24 protein-coding genes are annotated in these 24,185 nt (G+C 70.0%); 14 read left to right on the top strand and 10 right to left on the bottom strand.

Annotation, left to right across the window (positions count from 1 at the left end; genetic code table 11):
* Positions 1 to 15 precede the first annotated feature (15 nt).
* Genes SACMADRAFT_RS10410 through SACMADRAFT_RS10420 form a run of 3 tightly spaced genes read left to right on the top strand, consistent with a single transcriptional unit; the run spans position 16 to position 2,608 of the window.
* Positions 16 to 1,374, top strand: coding sequence for a M16 family metallopeptidase (locus SACMADRAFT_RS10410; RefSeq protein ID WP_040925633.1), 1,359 nt, complete (start codon positions 16 to 18; stop codon positions 1,372 to 1,374).
* A complete protein-coding gene (gene dapB / locus SACMADRAFT_RS10415) occupies positions 1,371 to 2,147 on the top strand; it encodes a 4-hydroxy-tetrahydrodipicolinate reductase (protein WP_009153772.1) in 777 nt (258 codons plus the stop codon). Before SACMADRAFT_RS10410 ends, dapB begins: the two co-directional genes overlap by 4 nt.
* Before the next feature lie 5 nt (positions 2,148 to 2,152).
* Positions 2,153 to 2,608, top strand: coding sequence for a tetratricopeptide repeat protein (locus SACMADRAFT_RS10420; protein ID WP_040926282.1), 456 nt, complete (start codon positions 2,153 to 2,155; stop codon positions 2,606 to 2,608).
* 38 nt (positions 2,609 to 2,646) lie between these two features.
* On the opposite strand, the gene SACMADRAFT_RS10425 is transcribed toward SACMADRAFT_RS10420, so the two are convergent.
* Both SACMADRAFT_RS10425 and SACMADRAFT_RS10430 read right to left on the bottom strand, forming a co-directional pair.
* Positions 2,647 to 3,168 carry a YqaA family protein gene (locus SACMADRAFT_RS10425; protein WP_009153774.1) on the bottom strand — a complete coding sequence of 174 codons (522 nt, stop codon included), beginning with the start codon at positions 3,166 to 3,168 and terminating at the stop codon, positions 2,647 to 2,649.
* Between the two features lie 180 nt (positions 3,169 to 3,348).
* Positions 3,349 to 3,906: a GNAT family N-acetyltransferase gene (locus SACMADRAFT_RS10430; RefSeq protein WP_009153775.1), complete on the bottom strand. Its 558-nt coding sequence runs from the start codon at positions 3,904 to 3,906 to the stop codon at positions 3,349 to 3,351.
* A gap of 47 nt (positions 3,907 to 3,953) precedes the next feature.
* Here SACMADRAFT_RS10430 and SACMADRAFT_RS10435 point away from each other — a divergent pair, with 47 nt between their 5' ends.
* On the top strand, positions 3,954 to 5,177 hold the full coding sequence (locus SACMADRAFT_RS10435; protein ID WP_009153776.1) for a winged helix-turn-helix domain-containing protein: 1,224 nt from the start codon (positions 3,954 to 3,956) through the stop codon (positions 5,175 to 5,177).
* Positions 5,178 to 5,179: 2 nt separating this feature from the next.
* Here SACMADRAFT_RS10435 and SACMADRAFT_RS10440 read toward each other — a convergent pair whose 3' ends face one another.
* The 3 genes from SACMADRAFT_RS10440 to SACMADRAFT_RS10450 are packed head-to-tail and all read right to left on the bottom strand — an operon-like array spanning position 5,180 to position 8,360.
* Positions 5,180 to 5,887, bottom strand: coding sequence for a class I SAM-dependent methyltransferase (locus tag SACMADRAFT_RS10440; RefSeq protein ID WP_009153777.1), 708 nt, complete (start codon positions 5,885 to 5,887; stop codon positions 5,180 to 5,182).
* Between the two features lie 38 nt (positions 5,888 to 5,925).
* Positions 5,926 to 7,404, bottom strand: a complete 1,479-nt coding sequence (locus SACMADRAFT_RS10445) for a DUF2142 domain-containing protein (RefSeq protein WP_009153778.1) — start codon at positions 7,402 to 7,404, stop codon at positions 5,926 to 5,928.
* Positions 7,401 to 8,360 (bottom strand): glycosyltransferase, encoded by a 960-nt coding sequence (locus tag SACMADRAFT_RS10450; RefSeq protein WP_009153779.1) that lies wholly within the window; start codon positions 8,358 to 8,360, stop codon positions 7,401 to 7,403. The genes SACMADRAFT_RS10445 and SACMADRAFT_RS10450 overlap by 4 nt, the downstream gene beginning before the upstream one ends.
* A gap of 297 nt (positions 8,361 to 8,657) precedes the next feature.
* Here SACMADRAFT_RS10450 and SACMADRAFT_RS10455 point away from each other — a divergent pair, with 297 nt between their 5' ends.
* A complete protein-coding gene (locus SACMADRAFT_RS10455) occupies positions 8,658 to 9,089 on the top strand; it encodes a GtrA family protein (RefSeq protein ID WP_040925634.1) in 432 nt (143 codons plus the stop codon).
* Positions 9,090 to 9,115: 26 nt separating this feature from the next.
* Here the strand turns inward: SACMADRAFT_RS10455 and SACMADRAFT_RS10460 are convergent, their stop codons facing one another.
* Both SACMADRAFT_RS10460 and SACMADRAFT_RS10465 read right to left on the bottom strand, forming a co-directional pair.
* Positions 9,116 to 9,979 (bottom strand): DUF4097 family beta strand repeat-containing protein, encoded by an 864-nt coding sequence (locus tag SACMADRAFT_RS10460; protein WP_009153781.1) that lies wholly within the window; start codon positions 9,977 to 9,979, stop codon positions 9,116 to 9,118.
* Between the two features lie 2 nt (positions 9,980 to 9,981).
* Positions 9,982 to 10,512 carry a toxin-antitoxin system HicB family antitoxin gene (locus tag SACMADRAFT_RS10465; RefSeq protein WP_009153782.1) on the bottom strand — a complete coding sequence of 177 codons (531 nt, stop codon included), beginning with the start codon at positions 10,510 to 10,512 and terminating at the stop codon, positions 9,982 to 9,984.
* A 123-nt stretch (positions 10,513 to 10,635) separates the two neighbouring features.
* On the opposite strand from SACMADRAFT_RS10465, the gene thyX reads away from it, so the two are divergent.
* From thyX to SACMADRAFT_RS10490, 5 genes are all read left to right on the top strand, one after another.
* Positions 10,636 to 11,388 carry an FAD-dependent thymidylate synthase gene (gene thyX, locus SACMADRAFT_RS10470; RefSeq protein WP_009153783.1) on the top strand — a complete coding sequence of 251 codons (753 nt, stop codon included), beginning with the start codon at positions 10,636 to 10,638 and terminating at the stop codon, positions 11,386 to 11,388.
* Positions 11,389 to 11,423: 35 nt separating this feature from the next.
* Entirely contained in the window at positions 11,424 to 11,819 is a 396-nt protein-coding gene (locus SACMADRAFT_RS10475) for an ACT domain-containing protein (RefSeq protein ID WP_009153784.1), read from the top strand.
* Positions 11,820 to 11,877: 58 nt separating this feature from the next.
* On the top strand, positions 11,878 to 13,407 hold the full coding sequence (locus SACMADRAFT_RS10480) for a serine/threonine-protein kinase (protein ID WP_009153785.1): 1,530 nt from the start codon (positions 11,878 to 11,880) through the stop codon (positions 13,405 to 13,407).
* 129 nt (positions 13,408 to 13,536) lie between these two features.
* On the top strand, positions 13,537 to 14,562 hold the full coding sequence (gene dapA / locus SACMADRAFT_RS10485) for a 4-hydroxy-tetrahydrodipicolinate synthase (RefSeq protein WP_009153786.1): 1,026 nt from the start codon (positions 13,537 to 13,539) through the stop codon (positions 14,560 to 14,562).
* Positions 14,559 to 16,256, top strand: a complete 1,698-nt coding sequence (locus tag SACMADRAFT_RS10490; RefSeq protein ID WP_009153787.1) for a ribonuclease J — start codon at positions 14,559 to 14,561, stop codon at positions 16,254 to 16,256. Before dapA ends, SACMADRAFT_RS10490 begins: the two co-directional genes overlap by 4 nt.
* 194 nt (positions 16,257 to 16,450) lie before the next feature.
* On the opposite strand, the gene SACMADRAFT_RS10495 is transcribed toward SACMADRAFT_RS10490, so the two are convergent.
* Positions 16,451 to 17,437 (bottom strand): EamA family transporter, encoded by a 987-nt coding sequence (locus SACMADRAFT_RS10495; protein ID WP_009153788.1) that lies wholly within the window; start codon positions 17,435 to 17,437, stop codon positions 16,451 to 16,453.
* Positions 17,438 to 17,493: 56 nt separating this feature from the next.
* A complete protein-coding gene (locus tag SACMADRAFT_RS10500; protein ID WP_040926284.1) occupies positions 17,494 to 18,309 on the bottom strand; it encodes a lysophospholipid acyltransferase family protein in 816 nt (271 codons plus the stop codon).
* Positions 18,310 to 18,407: 98 nt separating this feature from the next.
* Between SACMADRAFT_RS10500 and SACMADRAFT_RS10505 the strand changes: the two genes are divergently transcribed.
* A complete protein-coding gene (locus tag SACMADRAFT_RS10505) occupies positions 18,408 to 20,954 on the top strand; it encodes a DNA translocase FtsK (protein ID WP_009153790.1) in 2,547 nt (848 codons plus the stop codon).
* 22 nt (positions 20,955 to 20,976) lie between these two features.
* Here the strand turns inward: SACMADRAFT_RS10505 and SACMADRAFT_RS10510 are convergent, their stop codons facing one another.
* Complete coding sequence (locus tag SACMADRAFT_RS10510) at positions 20,977 to 21,486, bottom strand: amino-acid N-acetyltransferase (protein WP_040925636.1); 510 nt, start codon at positions 21,484 to 21,486, stop codon at positions 20,977 to 20,979.
* A 69-nt stretch (positions 21,487 to 21,555) separates the two neighbouring features.
* Here SACMADRAFT_RS10510 and rimO point away from each other — a divergent pair, with 69 nt between their 5' ends.
* Genes rimO through SACMADRAFT_RS10525 form a run of 3 tightly spaced genes read left to right on the top strand, consistent with a single transcriptional unit; the run spans position 21,556 to position 24,097 of the window.
* Positions 21,556 to 23,001, top strand: a complete 1,446-nt coding sequence (gene rimO / locus SACMADRAFT_RS10515) for a 30S ribosomal protein S12 methylthiotransferase RimO (protein WP_009153792.1) — start codon at positions 21,556 to 21,558, stop codon at positions 22,999 to 23,001.
* Positions 22,998 to 23,615 carry a CDP-diacylglycerol--glycerol-3-phosphate 3-phosphatidyltransferase gene (gene pgsA, locus SACMADRAFT_RS10520; protein WP_009153793.1) on the top strand — a complete coding sequence of 206 codons (618 nt, stop codon included), beginning with the start codon at positions 22,998 to 23,000 and terminating at the stop codon, positions 23,613 to 23,615. Before rimO ends, pgsA begins: the two co-directional genes overlap by 4 nt.
* Positions 23,612 to 24,097: a CinA family protein gene (locus tag SACMADRAFT_RS10525; RefSeq protein WP_009153794.1), complete on the top strand. Its 486-nt coding sequence runs from the start codon at positions 23,612 to 23,614 to the stop codon at positions 24,095 to 24,097. The genes pgsA and SACMADRAFT_RS10525 overlap by 4 nt, the downstream gene beginning before the upstream one ends.
* Positions 24,098 to 24,185: the final 88 nt, after the last annotated feature.

Here is a 24,185-nt window from a genome sequence, read left to right on the forward strand (position 1 = left end):
ATCGGTCGAGGAGTCATGGTGCGAAAGCTTTCCGGGCACGAGCAGCCCGTTGGCAGCACCTGCATGCTCGACTCCGGTTCGGACGGTTCGCTGGTAAGGCGGACCGTGCTGCCGGGAGGACTGCGGGTGGTGACCGAGCAGGTCCCAGGCGTGCGTTCGGCCACGGTCGGCCTGTGGGTCGGCATCGGCTCGCGCGACGAGCAGCCCAGCGTGGCAGGCGCCGCCCACTACCTGGAACACCTGCTGTTCAAGGGCACATCCGGCCGCGACGCCACCCAGATCGCCGAAGAGATCGACGCGGTGGGCGGCGAACTGAACGCCTTCACCGCCAAGGAGCACACCTGCTACTACGCGCAGGTGCTCGACGAGGACCTGCCGCTGGCGATGGACCTCGTCACCGACGTGGTGTTCAGGGCACGCTGCGCGGACTCCGACGTGGACACCGAGCGCAGCGTGGTGCTCGAGGAAATCGCGATGCGCGACGACGACCCCGAGGACCTGCTGCACGACACGTTCGTCGAGACGATCCTCGCCCGGCACCCGCTGGGCCGCTCGGTGCTGGGCACCGAGTCGTCCATCAGCGGGATGTCACCGGTCGCGCTGCGCGGCTTCTACAAGCGGCGCTACCAGTTGCCGAGGATGGTGCTGGCGGTGGCGGGCAACGTCGAGCACCCGGCGGTGCTTCGGCTGGCCCGCAGGGCACTGCGCGACCGGTTGACCGGTTCGGACGCGCCGCGCCCGCCGCGAGCGGGCAGGGCGAGGCTGCCGCGCGCCCGCGGACTCGCGCTGCGGACCGACGACACCGAGCAGGCACATCTCATGCTGGGCGTGCGTACACCCGGCAGGCACGACGAACGCCGGTTCGCGCTGACCGTGCTCAACACCGCGCTCGGTGGTGGCATGAGCTCGCGGCTGTTCCAGGAGATCAGGGAACGCCGAGGACTCGCCTACCAGGTCTACTCGTCGGTCTCCAGTTACGCCGACGCGGGCCACCTCGCGGTCTACGCGGGCTGCCAACCGGACCGGCTCGGCGAGGTGACCTCGGTGGTGCGCGAGGTGCTCGGCGCGGTCGCCCGCGACGGCCTCACCGACGCCGAGGTGGCGCGCGCGAAAGGGCAACTGCGCGGCGGGTTGGTGCTCGGCCTCGAGGACACCGCGTCGCGGATGTCGCGCCTTGGCAAGAACGAGCTGAACTACGGCGAGTACCTCAGCGTCAGCGACGCGGTGTCCCGCATCGACGCCGTGACCGGCGAGGAGGTCGCCACGCTCGCCCGCGACCTGCTGCGCGGTGGTGGCCCCACCGCGGCCGCCGTGGTCGGACCGTACGCTCACGCTGACGACCTACCCGACGATCTGCACGAGGTGATCGCATGACCGACAACTCCCGTCGCGGCGAGCACGACCCGATCCGTGTCGGCGTGTTCGGTGCGCGCGGCCGCGTGGGGACGCAGGTCGTGGCCGGTGTCGAGGCCGCGGCGGACCTCGAGCTGGTGGCGACCGTCGACGTCGGCGACAACGCGAGCGACCTCGCCGAGGCAGGCGCGGAAGTGGTCGTCGACTTCACCCACCCGGATGCCGTGCTGGACAACCTGCGTTTCGCCATCGACAACGGCATCCACGCGGTCGTGGGGACCACCGGGTTCACCCAGCAGCGGCTGGACACCGTCGCCGACTGGCTGCGGGACAGGCCGGGGCTGGGTGTGCTGATCGCCCCGAACTTCGCGCTCGGCGCCGTGCTCGCGATGCGCTTCGCGCGGCAGGCGGCGCGATTCTACGACTCGGCCGAGGTCGTCGAACTGCACCACAACCGCAAGGCGGACGCGCCGTCCGGCACGGCGGCGCACACGGCGCGAGTGATCGCGAAGGCCCGCGCGGAGGCCGGGTTGGCTCCCGGCTCCGACGCCACCACAGCCGAGCTGGCGGGGGCACGCGGTGCCGACGTTGAGGGCGTTCACGTCCACTCGGTACGGCTGCCCGGGCTCGTCGCGCACGAGGAAATCCTGTTCGGAGGGCAGGGAGAACTGCTGACCATCCGGCACGACTCGCTGGACCGGACCTCGTTCGTTCCCGGGGTGTTGCTCGGGGTGCGCGCGGTGTTGAACCGGCCCGGCCTCACCGTCGGGCTGGAACACGTGCTGGATCTGTGACCCCGGTGAGAGCGCGCAACCTGGCCGTCGTGCTGACCGCAGCGGTGGCGGTGTACCTGGTGCTGCTCGCGGGCCGTGGCGTGGAACTCATTCGCGCGGGAGGGCCTGCTCCCACACTGCTCGGGGTCGGGGTGTTGCTGCTGCCGTTGCTCGGGGTGTGGCTGCTGGTGAGCACGTGGCGCTCCGGCGCCGCAATCCAGCGGTTGTCGCGCAGGCTGGCTGAAGAAGGCGGCCTGCCGGACGTCTCCGGGCTGCCACGCAGACCGTCCGGGCGGGTGGACAAGGCCGCCGCGGAGGAGTGGTTCGAGCAGCGCAAGGCCGAGTTGGAGGCCGACCCCGACAACTGGCGGCACTGGTACCGGCTGGCCTACGCCTACGACATCGCGGGGGACCGCAGGCGGGCTCGCGCGACGATGCGCAAGGCAATCGAACTGGAAGCCGCCGAGCGAGCGCAACGCTGAAGCTGAAGCGGCCTCACCGTCGGCGGCTCACAGTCAGCTCACAGGCGCAGTAGCCCCGCGAACACCGCGGGAGCCGCGGCCAGCACGCTGAATCGCACGAACCGGCCCAGCAGCCCGGCCGCGACGAACATCGACATCCGCATGCGCACCAGCCCGGCGAGGACCGTGGTCGCCATGAACGGGGGAAGGCCGAGCACCGAGCTCACGCCGTAGGTGCTGGCCATCCAGTGCGGGTGGCGGTGGCAGCGCTCCCGCAGCGCCTCCAGCCACCCCCGGACCCGCTTGGTACGCAACCGCCATCGCTCCCGCATCGGCGAGGCCGTACGAGGCCGGTGCAGCCGGTCGTGCAACACGGCGGGCAGCCGGATAGAGCCCCGTGCGGCGAGGTAGTACAGCAGCTTGCCCGCGACCTGGCCTACGGCGACCACGGCGCCGATGGCCGGCCACGGGATCTGTTCCTCGCTGGTGGCCAGGCCGATGACGAACACCTCGATGCTGAGTACGGGAACGACCGCCGAGCCGAATGCGACACCGAGCGTGACGCACAGCCATGCGAGCACCGTAGCCTCCGAGTCCTGCCGAACCAGTGCCACCGTAGCGCGGCTCGCCGGTGCACCATGAGGGAAAACGGCCTCGTTGCCGAGATTATGCGCGACAGCGATCCGGGCTTTCGGGAGGTTCGCAACCTAGCGCAACATGCCCTGCCGACCGCGCACCGCCCCCGCCGCACCCCGTGGCGATCAGGAAAGCCGGAGGTCAAGGGCGCCGGTCAGCCGCAGTTCCCGCACGGTGCGCTCGCCGGTGTCGAGGGTGCGCACGGTGCCGTCCGGGTTCCAACCCGCGCCACGGAAGAAGCTCAGCGATGCCGAGTCGGACTGAGCCACCCAGGTGACGCCCCGTTCGGCGCCCCGCTCGCGCAGCGCCGACGCCGCCGTGGCGAGCAGCCTGCCGCCGTGTCCTCGCCTGCCCCAGCGCGGCTCCACGAGAACGGTGGCGACGAGGCCGGTGCGGTCGGCGTCCTGGGGCAGCGTTCCGTCGGCGGAGGTGACGTCTTCTTCGGGGGCGGGCCCCGCGACACAGAAGCCGACGGTGAAGGAGCCCTCGCAGGCGACGTAGACGTCGGTGTCGGGGTGTTCCACCGCGCCGGACCAGCGGTTCGCGAGGTCACCCGCGTCGAGCCCGTCGACCACCCGCTGCCCGAGTATCTCGGCGTAGGCCATCCGCCAGACCTGCACCTGGATTCTGGCGATCTCGGCGACGTCTGCTTGGCCTGCCGGGCGAACGTCGGCGGTGCTCATGTCCGCCAGCCTAGTCCGGTGCGATTTCGTCGGTGGGCGCTGGCAGCATGGTGCGGGTGAGAACCGTGAGCTTGCAGGCAGCACGCCGGACCGCGCTGGCAGCGCAGGGATTCGCCGATCCACGGCCGCGGGGCGAGCCCACGAGGCAGCATCTGCGGCGGGTGCTGTCCCGGATCAGGCTGATCCAGCTCGACTCGGTGAACGTCGCCGTGCGCGCCCACTACGCGCCGCTGTTCGCCAGGCTCGGCGCCTACGACCCCGCGTTGCTCGACGACGCCGCGTGGTCGCACAGTTCCCGCAAGCCGAGGCTGCTGGTGGAGCAGTGGGCACATGAGGCGAGCCTGGTGCCGGTGGCGGACTGGCCGCTACTGCGGTCCGAGGCGAAGCGGCCCGGCTGGTGGCGCTCCTACGGCAGGCTGGTGGAAAGTTCCCCGACGCTGGTCGAGGACGTGCTCGCCGTCGTGAAGGAACTCGGCCCGGTCGGCGCGGGCACCATCGAGAGGGAGGTGGTGGGCGAGTCGAAACGGGCACCAGGCTCGTGGTGGAACCGCTCGGACGTGAAGAAGATCTGTGAGTGGCTTTTCGGCACCGGCGAGCTCACCACGGGAGCGCGGCGGGGATTCGAGCGGCTCTACGACCTCACCGAGCGAGTCCTTCCACCCGAGGTGCTGAGCCGTACGGTCGACGAGGCAGAGGGCGCACGGGAGTTGATCGACCGAGCCGCCACCGCGTTGGGCGTGGCCACCGAACCGGACCTGCGCGACTACTACCGGCTGCGGCCGGACTCCAGCAGGCAGGCCGTCGCCGAGTTGGTCGAGGCGGGCAGGCTGGAGCCGGTCATGGTGGACGGTTGGCACCAGCAGGCGTACCGGCACGTGGAGGCGCGCACGCCGAGAGCGGTCACCGGGCGCGCGCTGCTGTGCCCGTTCGACCCGCTGATCTGGGAGCGCGCTCGCACTGAGCGGCTGTTCGGGTTCCACTACCGCATCGAGATCTACGTGCCGCAGCCGCAGCGCAAGTACGGCTACTACGTCTTCCCGTTCCTGCTCGACGGTGAGTTGGTGGCGCGCGTGGACTTGAAGGCCGACAGGGCCTCGAGCGCGCTACGGGTCCGTGGTGCCTTCGCCGAGCCCTGCGCCGACCGTGCTCGCGTGGCGGTGGAACTCGCGAGGGAGTTGGCACACATGGCCGACTGGCTCGGCCTCGACGGCGTGGCGGTGGAGCAACGCGGAGACCTCGCCGAGGAGTTGCGCCGCAGCTGCGCCCGCTGAGTTCACCGCTTGCGCGCGACGGCGAACACCGACTGGCCGAACGGCATCGTCACCTTCGACTCGATCCAGCGCTGCGCGGGCACGTACAGCCGGTCGTAGGCCGTCAGCAGCGGCCCCTGTTTCGGTCGGCCTCGCAGCAACCTGCACGTGACGTACCAGGCGAGCAGCCCGGGGCCGTTGATGTAGTGGCAGCGTTCGACCTTCAGCTCGGCCCGCCGCAACACCGAGGCCAGTCCGGCCGTGCGGTACCGCCGCTGGTGACCGATGGCCCGGTCGAACTCGCTCATGGCGAACTGGAACGCGGGCACGATGAGCACGACGGCGCCGCCGGGACGCAGCAGGCCCGCGAACGACCGTAGTGCGCCGACGTGGTCGGGAATGTGCTCGACGACGTTGTAGGCCACCACGGTGGAGTAGTCGCCGGTCTCGGCGATCGGCACGCTCAGTTCGCGAACCCGAACCCGCTGATCGTCGGCGAAGCGCGCGCGCAGCGCCGCGAGCCGGGTGGGGTCGGCCTCGCTGGCGGTGATGTTGACGCCCATGTCGGCCCAGTCCGCGGCGTAGTGGCCGAGGCCGGAACCGATCTCCAGCACGTCATCACCGAAGTACGGCAGGCCCAGCGAGCACAGCCAGTCGCGGTAGTTGCGCGCCGATTCGAGGTCTTCCAGCGCGTCCGACATCAGTGCACTGTCACCGGCGATGTCTGTCATATGTCGGCTTCCTTCGCGTCAACTGGTGCTGTTTCGGGTTATCCGTGCCAGGTCACGTATTCGTACTTGGCGGCACTGCCTGCGAGCGCGATCAGGACGAGCACCACGATGGCGGCTTTCGAACCCTGCAGGTGGCGTGGGCTGGCCAGGCGAAGCCTCAGCGGAACCAGTTGCAGCGCCACGGCCGCACCAAAGATCACCAGCGGGATGAAGTAGCGTCCCTGCACCCCTTCGATCAGGTGGAAGCCCACGGGTGTGAACTGCAGGTACAGCAGTGCGAAGATGGCCGCGACGTTGAGTGCGGCGATCACCGCCGTGGTGGTCAGTTGAACACGCGAGGCGTACATCCAGCCCGCGATGCCGAACGCGAGCACCGCGGCGAGGATCCAGCTGAGCTGGGCGAGCGCGGGCGCGGGCACCCACGTGTGCCCGAAGACACCGAAGAACTGGCCGAAGTAGATGTTCTCCTGGTACACGAAGGTCCTGACGAGAACGTGTCCCAGTTCCAGTGGGTTGCTCAGCACGTAGTCGAGTTGGCTGCCCGCGTCCACCACGTCGCCGGGGCGCAGTTGGACGGCCTGCCCCGGGCCGACCTTCGCGGTGAGCGCGGTCCACGCGCCGAACATGCCCATCCCGACGAGGGTGGCGACATACTTCGTCCCCCGCCACAGTGCCAGCCGGGCGCCCGGGACGAACAACAACAGCAGCGACAGCAGCGCGTAACTCGGCTTGGTGACCGGAAGCAGCACGGCGGAGCCGACCAGCACGGCCGACTCCCAACCGGGCAGCGGCTGCCGAAGGAAGGTGGCCTTCACGAACAGGGCGCCGAACAGGATCGCCATCGCGTTGGTCACCGCATCCGCGGTGATCGTCGCCGATTCGTAGACCGCCATCGGCAGCAGTGCCACCACGAAAACCAGCCACTTGAGCCGGTGACCCCGCAGGGCGTACATGCCCAGCCAGACCAGTCCCGTGTAGGCCACCACGTCGGCGAGCCGCATCAAGGTGATCGCCGTTCCCACCGAGGCGTCGCTCAGTTCCGCGATTCGCAGCGCGAGCACGCTCGGTCCGTAGCTGACGGGAGAGTAGGCCGAGGTGTTGGCGAACAGCGCGGTTCGTAGCGGCGTATCGAGCGGCCGCTGCTCCATGCGGTGGAAGGCATCCCGGTCGGTGACGGCAGGGTCGGGAGCCTGGCCGGGGTTGACGAAATTGTGCACCGCGACGTCGCGCAGGTCGTATGCCGAGGAAGGGACGCCGCCTACTCCGTAGATGTCACGGTCGGGATCGCGCTGGGGCAGGATCTGACCGTGATCGATGGCATAGGCCCGGCCGAAGTGCTCGAACTCGTCGAATCCCCAAAACGACGGGGTGATCGCGGCGAAGAACCCGCCGAACGTCAGGCTCAACAGCACGAAGAGCAGTCCGCAGTGGTCGATCCGGCGGAGCGGGGAACGCGGTTCCTGCTCTGTCGCCGCCTCGTGGCCGCGGCCGGTTTCGTGGGTGAGGTCGGCGTTCACGGGCTGTTCCCGGCTGCCGAAGGCCAGGTGGGCGACTGAGCTTGGCAGGGCAGCGCGAGATACGAAAGGCGGGTGGATTCCCGCCGTGTGCGGCGCAACCCGTCGAGAATGAAGCCGGTTGTGAGCAGCAGCAGCGCGAGGATCATCAGCGACGAGGCCAGGATCGCCGTCGGTAGCCGGGGCACGGTGCCGGTCGCGGCGAACTCGGCCACCACAGGCAGGCCCAGAGCCAGGCTGGCGGCCACCATGGCGAACGCGATCAGGCCGTGGTACAGCAACGGGCGCTCGTGGCGGGTGAGCCCCAGTATGAGCCACAGGATGCGCCAGCCGTCGTGGTAGGTGCGCAGTTTGCTCTGGCTTCCGTCCGCGCGGTCGGTGAACCCGACATCGGCTTCCGCCTGCGGCACCCTGAGGTTCAGCGCGTGCACGGTGAGTTCGGTTTCGATCTCGAAGCCACGCGAGAGTGCGGGAAACGACTTCACGAAGCGCCGGGAGAACACCCGGTAGCCGCTGAGCATGTCGCTCACCCGCGTCCGAAAGATCATCCCGACGAGCGCGTTGAAGACTCGGTTCCCCATTGTGTGGCCCGGTCGGTACGCCGTTTCGCTCAACTGCCTGCGCACGCCGGTGACGTGGTCGTAGGGGCCCTGCCTGAGCAGGTCGATCAGCTCGCCCGCGCGGCCCGCGTCGTAGGTGTCGTCACCGTCGATGAGCAGGTAGATGTCGGCGTCGATGTCGGCGAAGGCGCGGCGCACCACGTTGCCCTTGCCCTGTGCTGTTTCGCTGCGGACGATCGCACCCGCCTGCTTGGCGACCTCGGCGGTGTCGTCGGTGCTGTTGTTGTCGTAGACGTACACCGTGATGCCGGGTACCGCCTCCTGCAGCCCGTGCACCACGGCCGTTACCGACGTGGCCTCGTTGTGACACGGAACGATCGCGGCCACCTGCGTGCCCACCCGTCCTCGGGCCACTTCCTCGGCCGGACCGTCCCCATCGGATCGCGCGGATAGCACTCTTCCCGTCCCCGCCCTGCTGACGTTTCGTAAGCCGAGAAGCAGGCTAGGTCAGGCTTCGCGATCCGCCCTGCCGAAACCTGGGGTCCGGTCCAACCCCACCGATTCGGGCGACACTCGTTCCGGTATTCGGCGGGTGCGGTGCCACGATGGCCTTCGGCGGCGGCAACTCGGTCGACCGAGCGGGGCGAGTGACATCGGCATGGGAGTCCGTTACGTGGCTGGGCAACGGTGAATCCGGTGAGCCGGACGCTACTGCGCAGGCTGGCTCGCTACGGGCTGGTGGGCGCCGTCAACACCGCCGTCTATTACGGGCTCTACCAGATCCTGCGGCCGAGCATGCCCTACCTGCTCGCGCACGTACTCGCCATCGCGGTGACGATCGTCGGGTCCTACTTCCTCAACTGCCGGTTCACTTTCCGGACCAGGCCGAGCCTGAGGACGTTCCTGCTGTTCCCGCTGTCGCAGCTGACCAACTTCGCGGTGAGCACCGTGGTGCTGTACCTGTTCGTCGACTGGTTCGAGGTCACCCACCGCGTCGCCCCGCTCGTCGCTTCGCTTTCGGCGGTGCCAGCGAGCTTCGCCGTCGCGCAACTGGTTCTCGCGGGCGGGCGCGGGCCCGGCCGCCGCGCCGCCGTGCCCTCGGGTCGCGCCACGGCACGCGGCGGCTGAGCAGCCCGGCTGAGGGACCGCTGCCGTCAGCCCGCCCTGGTCAGCGAGGCGTCGCCGGACCCGCTTCTCGCGCGCACTCTCAGCGCCACCGGCTTGTCCGGTTCGGTGTCGGCGACGTCGAGTTCGCTGGAGACGTACCCGCCGCCGGAGGACAACTCCACCTCGGCCACCACCCCGGAACGGATTCCGACCCTGATGTCGCCGGAACCGGTGATGGCCTCCACCGAGCCGGACCCGGCGTCGGTGACGGTCAGGTCCCCGCTGCTGGTACGGACCATCACCGCGCCGTCGGCCTTGCCGATCCACACGTCACCGGTTCCGGTGGCCAGCGTGGCCGAGGCTCGCAACGCCTCCACATTGACCTCGCCGCTGCCGGTGCGCACGCTCGTCGCGCTCTCGGCGCGTTCCAGCGAGACGTCGCCGGTGGCGGTGCCGACGTCGACCCGCCCCGCCGTGCCGGTCACCGTCACCGGCGCCAGCCTGGTGCGCACGTCGAGTTGCGAGCCGGTGGGCGCGTGAACCTTCACCGCGACGGCGGTCGCCTTCGGCATCGGTACCTTCGGGGCGCGTACGACCAGCCGGTTGCCCAGCTTCTCGATGCGGGTCTGCTCGGCGGCGCTTGCTGCGGCTGCCGGGTTTCCCGCCACCTGGGCGCCGAACTGGCCGCCGAGGAACTCACCGACCCACCCGATGAGGTTCGCCGCGCCTTCGGCCCACGGTGGCTGTGCCGCCGGGTCGTCGCGGACCTCGACCACGGTGTCGCCGTCTCCGAAGTGGACCTGTACCCGGCCCACCGTGACATCGATGTCGATCTCGATCGGCCCCTCGGCATCGAAGGTGCGGGTGCGCACCACCTCGCCCCTCGGCTGCTCGGCCGCGGTGTCGTCCATGCTCATCCCTCCACCCAGCCGCGTAGTTGCCCGCCCCGGCCTGGCTGGGAGCGGGGCCGGTCCGACCCGCCGTGGTCGTGACGGTGTTGCGTGCCGCGCAGCGCCGAGTGCACCGCCTGGGACACGAAGGTGTTCAGTGAGACGCCCTGCGCGGCGGCCGCCTGCTCCGCCTGTGACTTGAGTTGCTCGAAGAGCCGAAGCGTCATGCGGCTGATGTCACCGGAGTCCGCCGATGGCGGCGGTGGCGGAGTAGGTGGTGGCGGCGGGGTGGGTTCTTCCGGCCGCCTGCGGCCGGTGCCGGTGACGACCACGCGCACGTCCCTGCCGTCGAGCCGTACCTCGACGAGGTGCTCGGGCAGTTGGGCGGTGACCTCCGCGGCGAGGTCGGACAGCGCGTTCAGCAGCATCAGCCGCGCCGAGGGCTCCAGCGCCGCCGAGAGCACAGCGGCCGCGCGCCGCAGTTGCTCGTCGCCCGCCGAGGCCGTGGTGCTCAGGTCCTCACGCAGAGCCGAGAGGTACGGAGTCAGGTCCATGCCACCAATATGACATCAGATATGACATCACACAAGGCAACGATGGTGTCTTGGTGATGTCGCCCGGAGCTGTCGGAGCCGGGAGATACGCTGCCGGTGTCAGCAAGGCGGAGGGAGTCGAACGTGGCCGAGACGGTGTCGCCCAAGGTGCGGTTGATCGCGAAGACGGAGTTCTTCCCACCGGAGGACGTGCCGTGGTCCACCGACGCCGACGGTGGCCAGGCGCTCGCCGAGTTCGCGGGCAGGGCCTGCTACCAGTCGTGGAAGAAGCCCAACCCCAAGACGGCGACCAACGCGGGCTACCTCGATCACATCATCGAGGTCGGTCATCTCTCGGTGCTGGAGCACGGTTCGGCGACGTTCTACATCACCGGCATCTCCCGCTCTCTCACCCACGAACTGATCAGGCACCGGCACTTCTCGTACTCGCAGCTGTCGCAGCGGTACGTGCCCGAACGCGACGCCGCCTTCGTGGAGCCCGAGGTGATCGCCAACGATCCGGAGTTGCACGAGAAATTCGTCGCCGCCGCCCAGGCCAGCGTCGATGCCTACACCGAGTTGCTCGCCGGGCTGGAACAGAAGTTCGCCGACGCACCGAGCGCCACGCTGCGCCGCAAGCAGGCCCGGCAGGCCGCCCGCTCCGTGCTGCCCAACGCGACCGAGACCCGCATCGTGGTCACCGGTAACTACCGGGCCTGGCGGCACTTCATCGCGATGCGCGCCACCGAACACGCCGACGTGGAGATCCGTGGTCTCGCCGTGGAATGTCTGCGGCAACTGCAGAAGGTCGCGGAGAACGTGTTCGCCGACTTCACGATCTCCACGCTGCCCGACGGCACCGAGGTGGCCTCCAGCCCCAGGGTCCTCGAGGGCTGACGGGCAACAGGCCGCGACGAAAGCGAAGGGGAACGATGCGGCGACTCGCCATCGACGTCCGCCCGGAGGAGTACGCGGTCGCCCGCCTCGACGCGAGCGCGGCCGTGCCCGAGCCGCTACTGGAGCCCGCCGACGGGGCGCTGGTGTCGGTCACTCGCACGGACGCGGAACTGTCCGTCGTCTGCCCGGCGGCACTCGTGCCGTCGGCCGCCCGGTCGGAACGGGGCTGGCGGGCGCTGACCGTTCGCGGCCCGCTGGCGTTCACCCTCACCGGGATCATCGCGGCGCTGTCCAGCGAGCTCGCCGCGGCGGGCGTCGCGCTGTTCAGTCTCTCCACGTTCGACACCGATCACGTCCTGGTCAAGCACACCGATCTGGACCGCGCGGTCACCGCGTTGCGGCGGGCAGGCCACGAAGTCCACGGGGTCTGAGTCCACTCGCCGTGTCGTCGCTAACATCTGGGCGCACACGAAGAGGGGACCTGTCAACGTGACCGACGAGCAGACCCGGCCACCCCACGTCAACCAGGGGGCGCCCGGCCATCGCACGATCGCGAACCGCTACACACTGCTGGGGGAACTCGGCCGAGGTGGCATGGGGGTGGTGTGGCGTGCACAGGACATCGTCATCGGACGCCAGGTGGCGATCAAGGAGCTGACACTGCCGGAGGGCGCCGAGGACGCGGGCGTGTTCCAGGAACGGGTGCTTCGCGAGGTGCGCAGCGGTGGCCGTCTCAACGACCCGGCCGTGGTCACCGTGTTCGACGTGGTCGCAGAGGGCGACACCACGTTCATCGTGATGGAACTCGTGGAGGCGCCGACCCTTTCGGAGGTGGTACGGCGCAACGGACCGCTGCAACCGCAGCACGTCGCCTCGATCGGCGAGCAGGTGCTCTCGGCGTTGCGCGCCGCTCACGAGGCAGGCATCGTGCACCGCGACGTCAAGCCGGGCAACATCATGGTCGGCCCGAACGGGCGCGTGAAGCTCACCGATTTCGGTATCGCGCAGGCCATCGACGACCCACGCCTGACGACAAGCGGCATGCTCGTCGGTTCACCCGCGTTCATGGCGCCGGAACGGGTGGCGGGCAGGGAAACGCTGCCCGCCTCGGACCTGTGGTCGCTGGGGGCGACGCTGTTCTTCGCCGTGGAGGGCATCGTGCCCTTCGAGCGATCGACCACGGCCGCGACGCTGCACGCGATCATGAACGAGGTTCCCTACCTCACCCATGCCCGGGGCCCGCTCGCCTCGGCGATCATGGGACTGCTGATCGCCACCCCCGAGGCCAGGATCAACGCCGAGCAGGCGCGGGGGCTGCTCAACATGGCGGCCGCGCAGCAGCCGTTGCCGCCAACCCCGCCTGGCGGTCAACCCACCGTGCCGCACCAGCCGGGCCAGCCACCCACGATGCTGGCCGGGCACACCGCGCTCGGCGCGGGCGGGCCCGCCCCACGCGGCAACCGCAAGGCGCTCGTCATCGGTGGCGCGGTCATCGGGGTGGCGATGCTGGTGGCGGGCTTCTTCCTCGGCAAGCCGGTGTGGTCGCCCTCGGTCGACGAGGCGCTGCAGTCGACGTTGACCTACGGCGAGGGCGGGGACATCGCCGACCCCTACATCGACGGCCAGAGCTACTACTGCGTGAACACACCCATCGTCAAGGGCAGGTCGATCGCTCAGAACAACTGGGTGGACTGCGAAGAGGCACACGACGCCGAGCTGTACGACTACCACTGGAGCCTCGGCGGCTCCGACGAGGAGGACAGCAGGCAGGCGAGCTACCCCGGGGTGGAGCCACTGGCCGAGTTCGGGGAGCGGGCCTGCGGGCTGAGCTTCCACTCCAACCGGATCAACGACGAGCTTCGGCCCCGCCTGCGCTACCAGGTGCTGGTACCCAGCCAGCGGGAGTGGGAGCGGCGGCCCGAGAGCTACACCGACGACGCCTCCCGCACCGTCTACTGCTTCGCCATCGACGCGGGCGGCGGCCAACTCACCGGCGAGGCGACGCGGGAGATCGAGTAGCCGCAAACGTTTCGGTGCACGCTCCTTCTCGCCGGGGAATCTCCCGGCCCGGAGCGCGCGGAGAACCGATCACCTCGTTCGGCTCGGCCGACGCGGTAACCCGGCCGTGAACGCGGTACCGTCAGCAGCATGTCGATCGCACCGTCCACCCCGCCCACCGCAGCGCCGGGCAGACCCTTCGGCCGGGTGCTCACCGCCATGATCACGCCCTTCGACGCCGAAGGAGCGGTTGACCTGAAGCGGGCCCAGGAGCTCGCCGTGCACCTGCTGGAACTGGGCAACGACGGGCTCGTCATCAACGGCACGACAGGGGAGAGCCCGACCACCAGCGATGCGGAGAAGTCCGCCCTCGTCAGGGCCGTCGTCGAGGCCGTAGGGGACAGGGCCACCGTCGTCGCGGGCGCGGGCACCTACGACACCGCGCACAGCGTGGAACTCGTGCGCCAGGCGGAGAAGGCCGGTGCTCACGGCGTGCTGCTGGTGACCCCGTACTACTCCCGGCCGACGCAGGCCGGCCTGTACGCCCACTTCACCACCGTCGCCGACGCCACGGAACTGCCCGTGATGCTGTACGACATCCCGCCACGCTCGATCGTGCCCATCGAGGTGGACACGCTACGCAGGCTCGCGGAGCACCCGCGCATCGTGGCTGTCAAGGACGCCAAGGGTGACCTGCTCGCGGGTAGCGAGGTCATCGCCAACACCCACCTGGCCTACTACTCCGGCGACGACGCGTTGAACCTGCCCTGGTTGTCGGTGGGTGCGGCAGGAGTGGTGAGCGTCATCGGGCACGTCGTGGCGGGCCGGATCCGCGCGATGATCGAGGCCTACGAGGACGGCGACACCTCGACCGCGCGCACCAACCACCGAGGAATGCTGCCGGTCTACCGTGCCTTCTCCCGGGTCGGCGGCGTGGTGTTCGCCAAGACGGCGCTGCGGCTTCGTGGCTACGACGTCGGCGAACCGCGGCTGCCGATCGTGCCTGCCGTGCAGGAACAGATCGAGGCCATCGCGGCGGATCTCACCCAGGCCGGGGTGCCGCTGGAGGAGTCGCCTACCAGTGACTGGGCAGGCTCCCGTGTCGCGCAGGCAGACTCGGCCGCGGCATACGTGGCACCCACCACACACACGAGTGTTGGGACCATTCATAGGTGACCGAACTACCGACCGGACCCGGACCAACCCAATCCCCACCCCCGCTGCCCGAAGGCGGGCTGCGCGTCGTCGCACTCGGCGGTATCGGCGAGGTCGGCCGCAACATGACCGTCTTCGAATACGGTGGCCGGCTGCTCGTCGTGGACTGCGGGGTGCTGTTCCCCGAGGACTCCCAGCCCGGGGTCGACCTGATCCTGCCGGATTTCCGCGCGATCGAGGACCGGCTCGACGACATCGAGGCCGTCGTGCTCACCCATGGGCACGAGGACCACATCGGAGCCGTGCCGTTCCTGCTGCGGATGCGGCCCGACCTGCCGGTGTACGGCTCGAGGTTCACGCTCGCGTTGCTGGCCGCCAAGTGCAAGGAGCACAGGCAGCGGCCGACCCTGTTCGAGGTGGCCGAGCGCGAGCGCCGCACCGTCGGCGAGTTCGACCTGGAGTTCTTCGCCGTCAACCACTCCATTCCCGACGCGCTTGCGGTGGCCATCCGTACGCCCGCGGGGCTGGTGCTGCACACCGGCGACATCAAGCTCGACCAGTTGCCGCTGGACAACAGGCTCACCGACCTCGCGGGGTTCTCGCGGCTCGGTGACGAGGGTGTGGACCTGCTGTGTATCGACTCGACCAACGCCGAGGTGCCGGGATTCGTCACACCCGAGCGCGACATCGGTCCCGTGCTCGACGAGGTGATCGCCGCCGTGCGGCAGCGGGTGATCGTGGCCTGCTTCGCCAGCCACGTCCACCGCGTGCAGCAGGTGCTCGACGCCGCGGAGCGGCACGGCAGGCGCGTCGCGTTCGTCGGCAGGTCGATGGTGCGCAACATGACGATCGCCGCCGAACTCGGCCTGCTCGACATCCCGCAGGGGTTGCTCGTGGATCTGGACGAGGCGGTGAACCTGCCGGAGAGCAAGGTGCTGTTCGTCTCCACCGGCTCGCAGGGCGAGCCGCTTTCGGCGCTGTCCCGCATGGCCAGAGGGGAACACCGCCAGATCTCGATCAGGGCGGGTGACACCGTGGTACTGGCGAGTTCCCTCATCCCCGGCAACGAGACCGCGGTGTTCGGCGTCATCAACGGGCTGATGCGGCTCGGCGCGCACGTGGTGCACCAGGGCAACGCCAAGGTGCACGTGTCCGGCCACGCCTCAGCCGGTGAGTTGCTCTTCCTGTACAACGCCGTGCGGCCCAGCAACGTCATGCCCGTGCACGGCGAATGGCGGCACCTGCGGGCCAACGGCGAACTCGCCGTGCGCACCGGTGTCGCGGCGGACCGGGTGGTGCTCGCCGAGGACGGCGTTGTGGTGGACCTGGTCGACGGGAGAGCCTCCACCACGGGGCGTGTCGAGGTCGGCATGGTCTACGTCGACGGGCTTTCGGTCGGCGACGTCGGGGACTCGACGCTTTCCGACCGGCTTGTCCTCGGCGAGGGCGGGTTCATCGCGATCACCGTCGCGGTGGACTCGACCAGCGGCCGTGCGGTCAGCCCGCCCACGGTGTCCGGGCGCGGCTTCTCCGACGACCCCAAGGCGCTGGACGAGGCGGTGTCGCTCGTGGAGATGGAGCTGTCGCGGACCGAGGCCGAAGGCATCACCGACACCCATCGCATCGCGCAATCGGTTCGCCGGGTGGTGGGCCGCTGGGTGGCCGAGACCTACCGGCGGCGGCCGATGATCGTGCCCACGGTCATCCCCGTGTAGCGGCGGCCACGAGCAGGGCAAGCAGCGCCGCCGCCGCCTGCGTGAGCAGTGCGCGGCGGGCCTTGCGCTGTTCCCGCGGGCTCGGTCGACTCATGCTCATCCCCTGGGTTCGCTCGCTGGTGCGTGCTTGTGGCGTCCCTTGGAAGTCTGGGGCAGCCGCCGGGTTCCGTCCTCCCGCCCGAGACTGATTCCGGCTACCCCTCGCGGGGGAGTGGTTCGCCCGCTACTTCCGGACCGGTCCGCTTGCCCGGCGCCCACAGTTGCACCACGAGCGCCCCGCAGAGCAGCACCACGGCACCGACCAGTTGCGGCCACGTCAGCTCCTCGCTGAGCAGCAGCCATGCTGCCGTGGTGGCCACCAGCGGCTCCAGCAGCGCCAGCACGCTCGCGGTGGAGGCGGGCAGGTGGCGAAGTGCCGTGATCCCGGCGAGGTAGGCAAGCACGGTCGACACCAGTGCCACCGCGGCGAGCAGCAGCCACACCGGTGGTTGCCAGGGACCGAAGTCGGCGGTGCGAAGCAGTATTGACACCGGCAGGTCCCACGGCGGCGCCACGACGGACACGGCGACGGCGCCGACGACCATGCCCCAGGTCACCATGCTCAACGGGTGTTGGCTGGAGACACCGTGCTCGCCGAGCAGGAAGTAGGCCGCCGAGCACAAGGCCGCGCCAAGACCCGCCAGCAGCCCCACCGCGTCGATGCGCAGCCCCTCGTGTACCCGGGCCACCAGCGCGAGTCCGAGCAGCGCCAACGCGATACCCGCCCACAACTGCCACGGCAGGCGCACCTTGCGCACGACCCGCACCCACAGCGCGACCAGCACCGGCGAGGTGAACTCCAGCAGTATCGCGATGCCGACGGGGATGCGCGCGGCGGCGAGGAAGTAGAACAGCTGCACGCCCGCCACCGCGAGCAGCCCGTAGCCCACCAGCAGCCGCCACTGCTCGCGCCGCACCTTCAGCAGTGCGGGCCGCACCAGCGCGACGCCCACCAGGAGCACAACCGCGGAAAGCCCGATCCGCACCGAGGCGACCTGCTGCGGCGACAGGCCCGCCAGCATCGCAGGCTTGCCGAGCGCCCCGGAACTGCCGAAGGACAGCGAGGCGAGCAGGATCAGCGCCAGCCCACGGCCGCGGCTGACGGGTACGGGCTTGCGGGTGGGAGACGCACTGACGACCACACCCGCGACCCTATTGCGACCCTGTGACAGTTCGCCGCCGATTTTCCTCCGGCCGGTCAGGGCCGCCAGGGGCTGGTGCTGTCCGTGGGCCGGGTCGGATCGTGGAACCTCGGCCGGTCGGGTTCCTCGGCCCGCAGCGGGACGAGCCCCCGAGTGATCGCGCGCATGATCGCCGCGTGTGCCTTCACCGCGTCACCTGCCCGGTCGGGCCGAAACGCCGACAGTTCCACCGGTTCTGCGAAGTGCACCCGAAACGTCGGCCTGCGCAACGGGGAAGTGAGGCCGGACCGCGCGAGCGGCACGATGTCGGCCAGTCCTTCCACCCGCTCCGTGCCCCAGTACACCGCCTCGTGCGCACCCCACTGGCTGATCGGCACCACGGGAACCCCGGTGGCGAGTGCGAGGCGAGCGGCTCCGGTCTTGCCGCGTTCCGGCCACAATCCCGGGTCGTGGCTGATCCTGCCCTCGGGGTAGACGATGATCGGTGCCCGCGTGTCGCACAGCGCCCGGGTCGCCGCGGCGAACTGCTCGACGGCGGAGGCCGATCCCCTGTCGACGCGCAGGTGGCCGCTGGCCCGCAGCGCTGTGCCGAGCACGGGCGCGTCCAGCAGGCCGCCCGCCAGCATGAACCGCGGCGCGAGGCCGATCCGCCTGCACGCCGCCATCAGCACGAACGCGTCGAAAACGCCGATGTGGTTCGCCGCCATGAGCAGCGGCCTGCCCCTCAGCTCACCCGGGACGCCGCCCGTCACCCGCAGCCTGCCCGCGAGGTTCACCAGCGCCTCGTCGACCGCGAGCATCGTGCGCCAGATCAGTGGAGTGCTGTCCTCGCGGCGTGTCGGCACGTCTTCCTCCGGGTACAGCGCGACCATGGCGCGAAGCATGTCATGTGGGGGCGAGCGCTGTTCACAGGGTGTGTGACCCGAGTGGCACGTGTGACTGAAGTGCCGAAACGACTACCGTGGAAGGCATGGCGAGCGGTTCGGTGACCAAGGGCAGAAGCGCGGCGCGTGGCGGCAGAGGCAAGAGCCCCACGAAGGGTTCCGCGAAGAGCACCACGAAAAGCTCGGCCCGCTCCCGCCCTTCCTCGCGACCCGCTGCCCGGCGGCCCGCGGCCCGCCGCCCGAGCCGTTCCTCGCCCGGGACGTTCGCCAAGACCGTGCGAGGCGGCTGGACACTGCTCGCGAAGGGCGTCGGCGGGCTCGCGCGTGCGGTCGGCCGCACCCGGGACCTGGAAGCGGAGCACCGTAGGGACGGCGTCGCCCTCGGACTGATCGCGTTGGGCCTTGTCACGGCCGTGGGCGTGATGTGGGAGGCGGCCGGACCCGTCGGCCGGTGGGTCGCGATCGGCACCCGCAGCGTGTTCGGAGCCGCGTCCGCCGCACTACCGCTGGCCCTCGTGGTCGCCGCGATCGCGTTGATGCGGTCGGAACCGAGCCCGCAGACCCGGCCCCGCAGGGTGATCGGTACCTCGCTGGTCACGCTGTCGATACTCGGGCTGCTGCACGTGTTCAACGGAAGGCCGCAGCAACACGACGATCAGATGTTCGCGGGCGGCTGGCTGGGCTGGTTGTCCGGTGACCTGCTTTCCAGGGGAGTCACCGTCTGGGTCGCAGTGCCGTTGCTGATTCTGCTGCTCGGCTACGGGCTGCTGGTCTTCACCGGGACCCCGGCGCGGCAGGTGCCGCACCGGCTGCGGGAGTGGGGCGCCGAACCCGGCGAACGCGAGTACGACGAAACCGCGCAGGCCGAGAACGTCACCGCCACCGACCCGGCGGCGGTGCGGCTTCGCAAGCCCGCGAGGCGCAGGCAGGGCAGCGCCACCGCGGTGGGCGCGGAAGGCGACCCGGAAACCACGGCCGAACCCGGCGCCGTGCCCGCGACACAGCCGGAACTGCCGCTGCCCGCCACCGCCGGTTCGGCGGGCAACGCGCGTTCCGCCCCGCGTAAGCAACGCAAGACCGAGCAGGCGGTGGCGCTTGTCCGCACCGTCGAGGGCGACTACCAACTGCCGTCGGCGGACCTGCTCGCGCTCGGCGACGCGCCGAAGGCTCGCAGCAAGGCGAACGACGCCATGATCGAGGCGATCACCGGGGTACTCGAGCAGTTCAATGTGGACGCTCAGGTGACCGGCTTCACGCGTGGCCCGACGGTGACGCGGTACGAGGTGGAACTCGGGCCGGGGGTGAAGGTCGAGAAGATCACCGCGCTCACCAAGAACATCGCCTACGCCGTGGCCACCGACAACGTCCGGCTGCTCGCACCCATCCCCGGCAAGTCCGCGGTCGGTATCGAGGTGCCCAACACCGACCGGGAAATGGTGCGGCTCGGCGACGTGCTGCGCTCGCCCAAGGCGGCCGAGGACGACCACCCGATGATCATCGGTCTCGGCAAGGACATCGAGGGCCATTTCGTCACCGCGAACCTGACCAAGATGCCGCACCTGCTCGTCGCGGGCTCCACCGGCTCAGGTAAGTCCAGCTTCGTCAACTCCATGCTGGTGTCGCTGCTGGCACGGGCGACGCCCTCGGAGTGCAGGATGATCCTGATCGACCCGAAGATGGTCGAACTCACCCCCTACGAGGGCATCCCGCACCTGATCACGCCGATCATCACGCAGCCGAAGAAGGCCGCGGCCGCGCTGGCGTGGCTGGTGGAGGAGATGGAGCAGCGCTACCAGGACATGCAGGCCAGCCGGGTGCGCCACATAGACGACTTCAACAAGAAAGTGAGATCCGGTGACATCCAGGCGCCGCCCGGCAGCGAACGGGAATACCGGCCCTACCCCTACATCATGGCGATCGTCGACGAGCTCGCCGATCTGATGATGACCGCGCCGCGCGACGTGGAGGACGCGATCGTGCGGATCACGCAGAAGGCCCGTGCCGCGGGCATCCACCTCGTGCTGGCCACCCAGCGGCCGTCCGTGGACGTCGTCACCGGGCTGATCAAGACGAACGTGCCGTCCCGGCTGGCCTTCGCCACGTCCTCGCTCACCGACTCGCGGGTGATCCTCGACCAGCCGGGGGCGGAGAAGCTGATCGGCATGGGCGACGGGCTCTACCTGCCGATGGGGGCCAGCAAGCCCGCACGCATCCAGGGTGCCTTCGTCAGCGACGAGGAGATCACCGCGGTGGTCAACGCCACCAAGGAGCAGGCCGAACCCGACTACACCGACGGTGTCACCGCGGCGAAGGCGGGCGAGCAGAAGGAGATCGATCCCGACATCGGCGATGATCTCGACGTGCTGCTGCAGGCTGCGGAACTGGTGGTCAGTTCCCAGTTCGGGTCCACCTCGATGTTGCAGCGAAAGCTACGGGTCGGCTTCGCCAAGGCCGGCAGGCTGATGGACCTGCTCGAAACCCGTGGCGTGGTGGGCCCTTCGGAGGGGTCGAAGGCGCGTGACGTGCTGGTCAAGCCGGAGGACCTGCCCGGGGTGCTCGCGCTGATCCGGGGCGGTGACGCGGGGTCGGAAAGCGATGGCGACAACGACGAGCGCGACGGCGACGGGCTCTAACGGGCTCTAGCCGGGTATCCGGTCACGGCTCGGTCGGCAGCCGCAGCAGCATGCGGGTGTTGCCGAGAGTGTTGGGCTTGACGAACGGGAGATCGAGGAACTCCGCCACACCCGGGTCGGCGGATCGGCGCATCTCCTCGTACACCTCGCTCGGCACCGGCGTGCCCTCGATCTCCACGAACCCGTGCTTGGAGAAGAACTCGGTCTCGAACGTCAGCACGAAGATCCGTGCCACCCCCAACTCGCCCGCCAGCCGAAGCAGCCGCCGCACCAGCGCGTGCCCGATGCCGCGCCCCCGCATCGAGCGCTCGACCGCGACCGTCCTGATCTCGGCCAGGTCCTCCCACAGCACGTGCAGCGCCCCGCAGCCCACCACCTCGTCGGCCAGTTCGGCCACCCAGAACTCCTGCACGTCCTCGTAGAGGGTCACCAGCTCCTTCTCGAGCAGCACCTTGCCCGCGTCGGAGTCGACGAGTGCCTTGATCTTGCGGACGTCGGTGACACGGGCACGACGGATGAGCGGGGACTCCACGGTGAAGACGCTAGCGGGCGGCGCGCGGGGCGCGCTCGCGGGCACCGTGCCTGCCGTTACCCTGGTCAGGTGTCCGCCGCCGAATCCTCGCAGCAGAACCGCCGAGTCTCGTTGCTGACCCTGGGCTGCGCCCGCAACGAGGTCGACTCCGAGGAACTCGCGGGCCGCCTCGCCGACGGCGGCTGGGAGATCACCGACGACCCGGAGGACAGCGCGGTCGTGGTGGTCAACACGTGCGGCTTCGTGGAATCGGCGAAGAAGGACTCGGTCGACACGCTGCTCGCCGCCGCCGACACCGGCGCCAAGGTCGTCGCTGTGGGATGCATGGCGGAGCGCTACGGCCGGGAACTGGCCGAGAGCCTGCCGGAGGCGGACGCGGTTTTGGGCTTCGACCACTACCCGTCGCTGGCGCAGCGGCTCGACGACGTCGCGGCGGGGCGACCGGTTGCCTCCCACACTCCGGCCGACCGGCGCACGCTGCTGCCGATCAGCCCGGTGGAGCGGCAGGCCGCGGCCGGTGCTGTCGCCGTGCCGGGCCATTCCGGGTGGGGGCCGCGCGTACTGCGTACCCGGCTGGACGAGTCACCCGTGGCCGCGCTGAAGATCGCCTCCGGGTGCGACCGGCGCTGCTCGTTCTGCGCGATTCCCGCCTTCCGGGGGTCGTTCGTGTCGCGCCACCCGGACGAGATCGTGGCGGAGGCGCGCTGGCTGGCGGGCCAGGGCGTGCGAGAGCTGTTCCTCGTCAGCGAGAATTCCACCTCCTACGGCAAGGACCTCGCCCGCGAGCTCGGTGGCACTCGCGCGCTGGAGCGGTTGCTGCCGACGCTGGCCGCCGTCGAGGGGATCGACCGGGTGCGCGTTTCCTACCTGCAGCCCGCCGAGACCCGGCCGGATCTGGTGCGGGTGATCGCGACCACGCCCGGAGTCGCCGACTACTTCGACCTGTCGTTCCAGCACGCCAGCGAGCCGGTGCTGCGCAGGATGCGCCGGTTCGGCTCCACCGAGTCGTTCCTCGCACTACTCGGACAGATCCGGGAGTACGCACCGCAGGCGGGTGTGCGAACGAACGTGATCGTCGGTTTCCCCGGCGAGACCGAAGCCGACGTGGCCGAGCTGGAGCGGTTCCTGACAGCCGCGAGGCTGGACGCGGTCGGCGTGTTCGGCTACTCCGACGAGGACGGTACCGAGGCGGAGGGCTTCGAGGGCAAGCTCGATGCCGACACCGTCGCCGAGCGCGTCGGGCGGGTGTCGGCGCTGGTCGAGCAACTCACCGCACAGCGGGCCGAGGAGCGGGTCGGCACAGTGGTCGAGGTGCTGGTGGAAAGCGCCGACCTCGACTCGGGCGAAGTCACGGGCAGGGCGGCACACCAGGGGCCGGAGGTGGACGGCGAGTGCGTGGTGCTGGACGCCGGTAGCTGCAAGGTGGGCGAACTGGTGCGCTGCGAGGTCGTCGACAGCGAGGGTGTGGACCTCATCGTGCGCGCCGTCGAACCCGGCGGGGAAACAGGCACGTGAACGCCGAGGTGCACGGCACGGAGCCGGGCGGCACATCGGGCGTGCGGGCCGTTCCGACGCTGAACGCCGCGAACCTGCTGACCATTTCCCGGCTCGTGCTCGTGCCGCTGTTCGTGTTCGCCCTGTTCTTCGAGGGCGGCGCCGATCCGGCATGGCGGTACGCGGCCGCGGCGGTGTTCGCGGTGGCCGCGCTGACCGACCGGGTGGACGGCTGGGTCGCCCGCCGGTACAGCTTGATCACCGACTTCGGCAAGATCGCGGACCCGATCGCCGACAAGGCGCTGATCGGAGCCGCGCTGGTGGGGCTCAGTTTGCTCGGGGAGCTGCCGTGGTGGGTGACGATCGTGATCGCGGCGCGTGAGCTCGGGGTGACGTTGCTGCGGTTCTGGGTGATCCGGTACGGCGTCATCCCGGCGAGCCGGGGCGGCAAGGCCAAGACGCTGGCCCAGGTGCTGGCGATCGGTGTCTACCTGTTGCCGTTGCCCGCCGAGGTCGACCCGCTCCGCTGGGCGCTGATGGGCTTCGCACTGGTGCTGACCGTGGTCACCGGACTGGACTACCTGGTGCGGGCGGTCCGGCTGCGCGCGGCAGGACGGGGCACCGCGAAACCATGACAGCGCGGGTTTCCCCGGCCGTCGCGGATCTGGTGGCCGAGCTGATCCGGCGGCGGTGGACGGTCGCCACGGCGGAGTCGCTGACGGCGGGACTGGTGTGCGCGACGCTGACCGAGGTGCCGGGCGCGAGCGCCGCCGTGCGTGGCGGGCTGATCGTTTACGCCACCGAACTCAAGCACACCCTCGCCGGGGTGGACGCGGACCTGCTGGCCGAGCGCGGTGCGGTGCACCCTGAGGTTGCCGCACAGCTCGCCGAGGGGGCCAGGCGGCGTTGCGGCGCCGATTGGGGCCTCGGACTCACGGGCGTGGCGGGGCCGGACCCGCAGGACGGCGTCGAGCCGGGGACCGTGCACCTCGCCGTGGCGGGGGACGGCGTGCGTACCGGGCGTACGCTGCGGGTATCGGGTGCTCGTGAGGCTGTGCGGGCGGCCGCTGTCGCCGGGGCGGTCGACCTGCTTCGGGAACAACTGACGGCGTCGTGACGTTCGCCCTGGGCGGACGCACGGGGTAACGCCTGCGCTCTGTCGCCCGCTGTCGGTAACGTGGGCTGTAGCTGAAGGGAGGCGCGTG

This window comes from Saccharomonospora marina XMU15 (assembly GCF_000244955.1).
Classification (GTDB): Bacteria; Actinomycetota; Actinomycetes; order Mycobacteriales; family Pseudonocardiaceae; genus Saccharomonospora_A; species Saccharomonospora_A marina.